We start from the raw sequence: 6,468 nt of genomic DNA on the forward strand, positions 1-6,468 counted from the left end.
TCCGCGTGCCTGACCCCAGGGACCATCAACTCAGCAGCTACGACTACCCGCTACCGCCAGAGCGCATCGCCCAGGCACCGGTCGAGCCCCGTCACAGCGCTCGGTTGTTGATGGTTCCCCCCCAGGGTGAGCCATCAACGGAAGCAGCTCACGGCACGGTGTGGGATCTGCTCGAGCAGCTGCGGCCCGGAGATCTGCTGGTGGTGAATGACACCCGGGTGCTGAAGGCGCGACTGGCGGTGCGTCGTTCCGGGGGTGGGCTGTCCGAATTGCTGGTGCTTGAGCCGCGGGGGGAGGGACGCTGGCTGTGTCTGGCGCGCCCCGCCAAGCGCATGCGGCCAGGCGACAGCCTCACGATTGAGGGAACCTCGATCTGTCTGAAGGTGCTCGCTGAAGATCCAGCGAGCGGTGGACGGGTGGTTCAGTTCCCAAGTGATTGCAGGGATGCCGAAACGATTGAGGGTTTGCTGAATGAAGTGGGCGAAGTGCCTCTACCGCCTTATATCGAACGGCACGATCCCAGTGACATCCAGCGTTATCAGACTCGCTATGCCGATCGTCCCGGGGCTGTGGCTGCGCCGACGGCTGGACTGCACTTCAGCGATGAGCTCTTGGAGGCCTTGCAGCAGAAAGGGGTTGACCTGGCCCGGATCACCCTTCATGTGGGCCTTGGCACCTTTCGTCCCGTCGAAACGGAAGATCTCACCGCGTTGGAGCTTCACAGCGAATGGGTCGATGTCAGCCCCGCTGTGGTGAAAGCGGTGCAGGCTTGTCGGGGTCGCGTGATTGCCGTGGGCACCACGAGTGTTCGTGCTCTGGAGGGAGCCGCTCAGGCCCATGGCGGAGTTCTGATGCCGTATACGGGGCCGGTGGATCTGGTGATTCAGCCCGGCTATCAGTTCAAGGTGATTCAAGCCTTGCTCACCAACTTTCATCTGCCCAAAAGCTCTTTGCTTCTGTTGGTGAGTGCCCTCATCGGTCGGGAAACCTTGTTGAAGCTGTATGCGGAAGCGATTGAGAGGAACTATCGCTTTTTCTCCTATGGCGATGCCATGTGGATTGATGCTGCGGCGGTGCAGCCCCATGCGGCGCCCACTGGCTTGGCAACGCAATAAAAAAGCCCCGTCAAGGACGGGGCTGGTGCTTGTGTTGCGGAGTGAACTCAGACAGACACCGGTTGCTCGATGATGCCGGTCGGCACCTCAGCGAACATCACAGACGAGAGGTAACGCTCAGCCAGGTCAGGCAGCACCACCACGATGGTTTTGCCGGCATACTCATCTTTCTCGGCCAGACGAATCGCTGCAGCGGCGGCAGCACCGCAGGAGATGCCGACCAGCAGCCCTTCCTCTTGGGCCAAGCGCAGGGCCATCGCGACGGATTCCTCGTTGGTCACCTGCTCCACCTTGTCGACCACGGAAAGATCGAGGTTTTTGGGGATGAAGCCGGCGCCGATGCCTTGAATCTTGTGGGGACCGGGCTTGACGTCCTCACCGTTCATGGTCTGGGTGATCACCGGACTGTTGGTCGGTTCGACGGCCACAGATTCGATGGCTTTTCCGGCTTCATTTTTGATGTAGCGGGAGACGCCGGTGATTGTGCCGCCCGTGCCGACGCCTGCCACCAGCACATCGATGGCGCCATCGCAATCGTTCCAGATCTCCGGACCAGTGGTCTTGAAGTGGATTTCAGGGTTGGCGGGATTGTCGAATTGACCAGGCATGAAGTATTTGGCCGGGTCGCTATCGGCGATTTCTTTGGCCTTGGCGATGGCGCCAGGCATGCCCTTGGCGGCTTCCGTGAGGATCAGTTCGGCACCGAGAACCGCCATGACCCGACGACGCTCGATCGACATCGATTCAGGCATTGTCAGGATCAATTTGTAACCCCGGGCAGCTGCAGTGAAGGCCAGGGCGATGCCGGTGTTGCCGGAGGTGGGTTCAACAATCACCTTGCCTTTGGTGAGCTTTCCGCTTTTTTCAGCGTCCCAGATCATGTTGGCGCCGATCCGGCACTTGACGCTGTAGGCGGGGTTGCGACCTTCGATTTTGGCCAGCACGGTGGCCTTGCAATTCTTGGTGACGTTGTTCAACTTCACCAGCGGGGTGTTGCCGATGGCCTGGCTGTTGTCGTCGTAAATGCGGGACATTGAGCTGCTGCTGTAGGAGGGGCCCGAAGAAAACAAACTAATGATGTTGAGCGGCTCCCCCCTCCGTTGTTAAGGGCTTTTTCAGAGTCTCACCGGACTCTTAGCTATCCAAGGCTCGCTGAAAGCGCATCCAAAGTTCGTCAGGGTCTTCTAAACCCACCGACACTCTGAGTAAATCAGCGGCGACGCCACAGCGCTCGGCCCAGGCCAGTTCGTCGTAGTGGGCGAGCTGGGTGTAGGGGCAAGCCAAGGTGAAATTGGTTCCAAGGCTGGGGCCTTTACTGACCCGTAGAACGTCGTACACCACCTGCGCTTGCTGACGACCTTGCTTTAGTTCGAACGAGAGCAGGCAGCCATATCCGGCTCCGCTGCGCATCAGAGTTCGAAAATTGGGGCAGTCTTTTGGATGCAGCACCCGTTCGATGGCTGGATGGGTTTCCAGCCGTTCGGCGAGAAGGAGTGCATGGGCATCCAGCTGTGGTGCTCGTTCCTTTACATCTCGGCTGGCTTCCTCCAAGGCAATGGCATCGGCATCGCCGAGACCAGCCACCGTCGTGACGGCGGTGAGCAATGTTCTGGCCCAGGGTGACTGGGGACTCACCAACAAGCTTCCAGCCATCACATCACCACGCCCAGCAAAGCTTTTGGTTAAAGAGGTGAAGATCAGATCCGCATAGGGCAAGGCATTGAGGTTGATTCCGGTGCCAATCGTGTCGTCGGCGATCACGGGGATGCCACGGGCGCGGGCCAAGGCGGATATGGCAGGCAGATCAACACAGCGCAGGAGCGGGTTGCTGGGAAGCTCCACAATCACGGCGGCGGGCTCCAGTTGATCCAGCGCTGCTTCAACGTCCGCTAGGTCTTGCGGTTGAAGCAGGTCTCCGCCGTGGAAGACCACCCGTGGTTGCTTCAACACATCCACGTAAGGAAAGCCCAATTGCAGTGTGCTGCGTCCTGGCCGCAGGCCTTGCACTGCAGTGAGAGCTGCATGGAGCCCCGCCATGCCGGAGGGATGAAGGCTGATGTGGTCAGGCCCCACGTCGTGGATGTCGGCTAAGCGTTGTCGAATGGCACGCCGTGCCGCTTCGCCGTCTTCGCTTGTGGGAGGCGCTTCCTGACCCAGGGCGATCGCGGCCTGGCGGGACGAGAGCCCAAGGCCGGTGTGCTGCCAGAACGCTTTGGCATGGGGAGTGGCCGATGCATCGCTGTTCAGGCAGGAGACGCTCGCGATAGCAATCAACTCCGAACGGCTGTCTGGTGCCTTGCGGCGACAGTGGGCCAGGGCCGCCTGAGCTGCTGCAGCCGTGGGGTAGGGCCAGACCGTGCTGCCCGCAATCTCGGACGGTTGAGTGAGTTGTTGGATCAGTGGATGCAGCCCGAAGCGGGGATAGACGGTCTTCAGTGCATCGCGGCAGGCCGGATCCTTCTCCTCGTAGGCAACCACATCACGCCAGCGCGGCAGCGCGACGGACACCGCATGGGGTGAGTCCGGCAGAGGATGGCCAAGATCGCAGCCCTGCCAGGCCGGATCGCTGAGCAGGTTGCGGGGACTCACGCCAGCAGCTCCAGGGCCTGTTGCAGGTCGGCCTGCAGATCGGCGAGGTCTTCACAGCCCACCGAGAAGCGCACCAGTCCGTCGTCGATTCCCAGCTTTGCTTTCATCTCAGCCGACACGGCGGCGTGGGTCATGGTGGCGGGGTGACAGATCAGGCTCTCGATGCCTCCAAGGCTCTCGGCCATCGTGAACCAGCGCAGCTGCTTGCAGAGGGCATAGGTCTGCTCCTGGCTGGCATTGAAGCTCGCGGTGACGATTGCGCCGCCGGCTGTCATCTGACGGGTCGCCACCTGATGTTGAGGGTGATCACTGCGGTGGGGGTAGCGCACCCAGTTCACCGCTGGGTGCTGGGCCAGTTGATCGGCGAGAGCAGCGGCATTGGCCATCTGCTGCTTGAGCCGCAGCGGCAGGGTCTTGATGCCGCGGGTGATCAGCCAGCAGTCGAAGGGGGAGGGTTGCAGGCCTAGAGCCTTCTGGGAGAACACCATCTTCTGGTGCCAGTCAGGATCGTTGGTGCACACGGCTCCGCCGAGGGCATCGGAGTGGCCGTTGATGTATTTGGTGGTGCTGGTGAGCGAGAGGGTGGCGCCCAGATCCAGCGGGCGCTGAACGAGGGCGGTGGCAAAGGTGTTGTCCACCACCACGGGGATCCCAAGGGTTTGGGTGATGGCGCAGACCGCCTCCAGGTCGATCACCTTGAGCAGCGGGTTGGTGGGACTCTCTAGCCACACCATTGCGGGCTTGCGGGATTGGATCTCCTCCAGCGCTTCCGGCTGGGTGAAGTCCACCCATGCGGTTTTCAGCCCGAACTTGGCGAAGACCTGTTCGAACAGACGCACGGTGCAGCCGTAGAGGTTCTCTTCGCACAGCACCAGATCGCCCTGTTTTAGCTGGGAGACCACAGCGGTAATAGCGCTGACGCCGGAGGCGAAGACGGTGGCGTGAGCGCAGCCCTCGACCGAGGCGAGCACCCCATCGAGGATGCGGAAGTTGGGGTTGCCGGAACGGGTGTAATCAAACCCACCGGGGTTGCCATGGGCGAAGGTGCTGGTGGGAAAGATTGGCGGCATCACCGTGCCGGTGTCGTCCGCGTAGCTGTCGCCGTGGTGGATCACGCGGGTGTTCAGACCTGTGTTCACGGACGATCCGTCGATCCGAACAGGCTAAGAAATCGCCTCCCCCCGCCCAATAAAAAACCCCCACCGTGAGGCGGGGGTTAATTGACGATCGTTTGGATTGAACCGGTGGATCAGTCGAGATCGGGCATGCCGAGCACAGGCTCAGCCTTGCGGTCTATGCCTTTCTCGAAGCCAGCAGCAGCAGCGCGAGCGCGGCCTGCGTGCCAGAGGTGACCAACCAGGAAGAAGAAGGCGAGCACGAACTGCGCTGCACCCAGCCACTGGCGGAGGTTCACATAGTTCACCGAGTTGGGCTCGGTGATGATGCCGCCCACGGAGTTCAGGGAGGCGTTCGGGGCGTGCGTCATGTATTCAGCGGCACGGCGCACCTGCCAGGGCTGAATGTCGTTCTGCAGCTTGTCGAGGCTGAGACCGTTGGGGCCACGCAGGGGCTCCAGCCAGGGACCACGGAAGTCCCAGAAGCGCATGGTTTCACCACCGAAGATGATTTCACCCGTTGGTGAGCGCATCAGATATTTACCAAGGCCGGTGGGGCCCATGGCGGAACCGATGTTGGCGCCGAGGCGCTGATCACGCACCAGGAAGGTGAAACTCTGAGCTTGGGAAGCCTCAGCGTTTGTGGGGCCCCAGAACTCGGAGGGATAGGCGGTGTTGTTGAACCAGATGTAAGCCGAGGCGATGAAGCTCATGAAGCTCAACGCGCCGAGGCTGTAGCTCAGGTAGGCCTCACCATTCCAGATGAAGGCGCGACGCACCCAACCGAAGGGCTTGGTGATGGCGTGCCAGATACCACCGAAGATCAGAGTCAGGCCGAGCCAGATGTGTCCACCGATGATGTCCTCCATGGAGTTCACACCGATGATCCAGCCTTCGCCACCGAAGGGGGCACGGAACAGGTAGCCGAAGATCACACCCGGATCGAGAGTCGGGTTGGTGATCAGGCGCACGTCACCGCCGCCGGGGGCCCAGGTGTCGTAGACCCCGCCGAAGAACATGGCCTTGAAGACCAGCAGCAGGCAGCCGACGCCCAGAAGGATCAGGTGATAACCAATGATGTTGGTCATCTGGTTCTTGTCACGCCAGTCCTGGGAGAAGAAAGAGGAGTAGTTCTCCAGAATCTCCGGACCACGCAGGGCGTGATAGAGGCCGCCGAGACCGAGCACGGCGGAGCTGATCAGGTGCAGAACACCGACCACGAAGAAGGGGAAGAGATCAGTGACCTCACCGCCGGGTCCCACGCCATAGCCAAGGGTGGCGACGTGGGGCATGCAGATGAAGCCCTGCTCGTACATGGGCTTATCGAAGGTGAAGTGACTCACCTCGAACAGCATCATTGCGCCGGCCCAGAACACCATCAGACCAGCGTGGGCCACATGGGCACCAAGCAGACGGCCTGACAGGTTGATCAGACGGGCGTTGCCAGACCACCAGGCATACCCGGTGGAGGAGAGGTCTTTGCCGCCAGTGGCGCCAAGACCGGGATTAGAGAGCGTTACCACGGGGCAGAACCTCTTCAGGGAAGACGAAGTTTTCGTGCGGCTGGTCAGCCGGTGCCATCCAGGCACGCAGACCTTCATTCAGAAGGATGTTCTTGGTGTAGAAGGTCTCAAATTCGGGATCTTCTG

At 61.1% G+C, this 6,468-nt stretch carries 5 protein-coding genes and 1 pseudogene; 1 reads left to right on the forward strand and 5 read right to left on the reverse strand.

Annotated features, from left to right (window positions below; genetic code table 11):
- Window positions 1–5 precede the first annotated feature (5 nt).
- The gene (queA, locus tag FZZ88_RS04810; protein WP_166018060.1) at window positions 6–1,115 is read left to right on the forward strand and encodes a tRNA preQ1(34) S-adenosylmethionine ribosyltransferase-isomerase QueA; all 1,110 of its coding nucleotides are present in this window, start codon (window positions 6–8) and stop codon (window positions 1,113–1,115) included.
- Between the two features lie 47 nt (window positions 1,116–1,162).
- Here queA and cysK read toward each other — a convergent pair whose 3' ends face one another.
- From cysK to FZZ88_RS04835, 5 genes and pseudogenes are all read right to left on the reverse strand, one after another.
- Entirely contained in the window at window positions 1,163–2,149 is a 987-nt protein-coding gene (gene cysK, locus FZZ88_RS04815; protein ID WP_115022595.1) for a cysteine synthase A, read from the reverse strand.
- 100 nt (window positions 2,150–2,249) lie between these two features.
- Window positions 2,250–3,704, reverse strand: a complete 1,455-nt coding sequence (locus FZZ88_RS04820; RefSeq protein WP_166018062.1) for a PLP-dependent transferase — start codon at window positions 3,702–3,704, stop codon at window positions 2,250–2,252.
- On the reverse strand, window positions 3,701–4,843 hold the full coding sequence (locus tag FZZ88_RS04825; protein ID WP_115022138.1) for a PLP-dependent aspartate aminotransferase family protein: 1,143 nt from the start codon (window positions 4,841–4,843) through the stop codon (window positions 3,701–3,703). The genes FZZ88_RS04820 and FZZ88_RS04825 overlap by 4 nt, the downstream gene beginning before the upstream one ends.
- A 110-nt stretch (window positions 4,844–4,953) precedes the next feature.
- The gene (gene psbC, locus FZZ88_RS04830) at window positions 4,954–6,342 is read right to left on the reverse strand and encodes a photosystem II reaction center protein CP43 (protein WP_115022594.1); all 1,389 of its coding nucleotides are present in this window, start codon (window positions 6,340–6,342) and stop codon (window positions 4,954–4,956) included.
- Window positions 6,326–6,468 (reverse strand): annotated as a pseudogene (locus FZZ88_RS04835) (photosystem II D2 protein (photosystem q(a) protein)); the annotation flags it as partial. The gene psbC and the pseudogene FZZ88_RS04835, both read right to left, overlap by 17 nt.

Origin of the sequence: Synechococcus sp. PH41509 (assembly GCF_020514285.1) — a bacterium.
In the GTDB taxonomy this organism is placed as follows: domain Bacteria; phylum Cyanobacteriota; class Cyanobacteriia; order PCC-6307; family Cyanobiaceae; genus Parasynechococcus.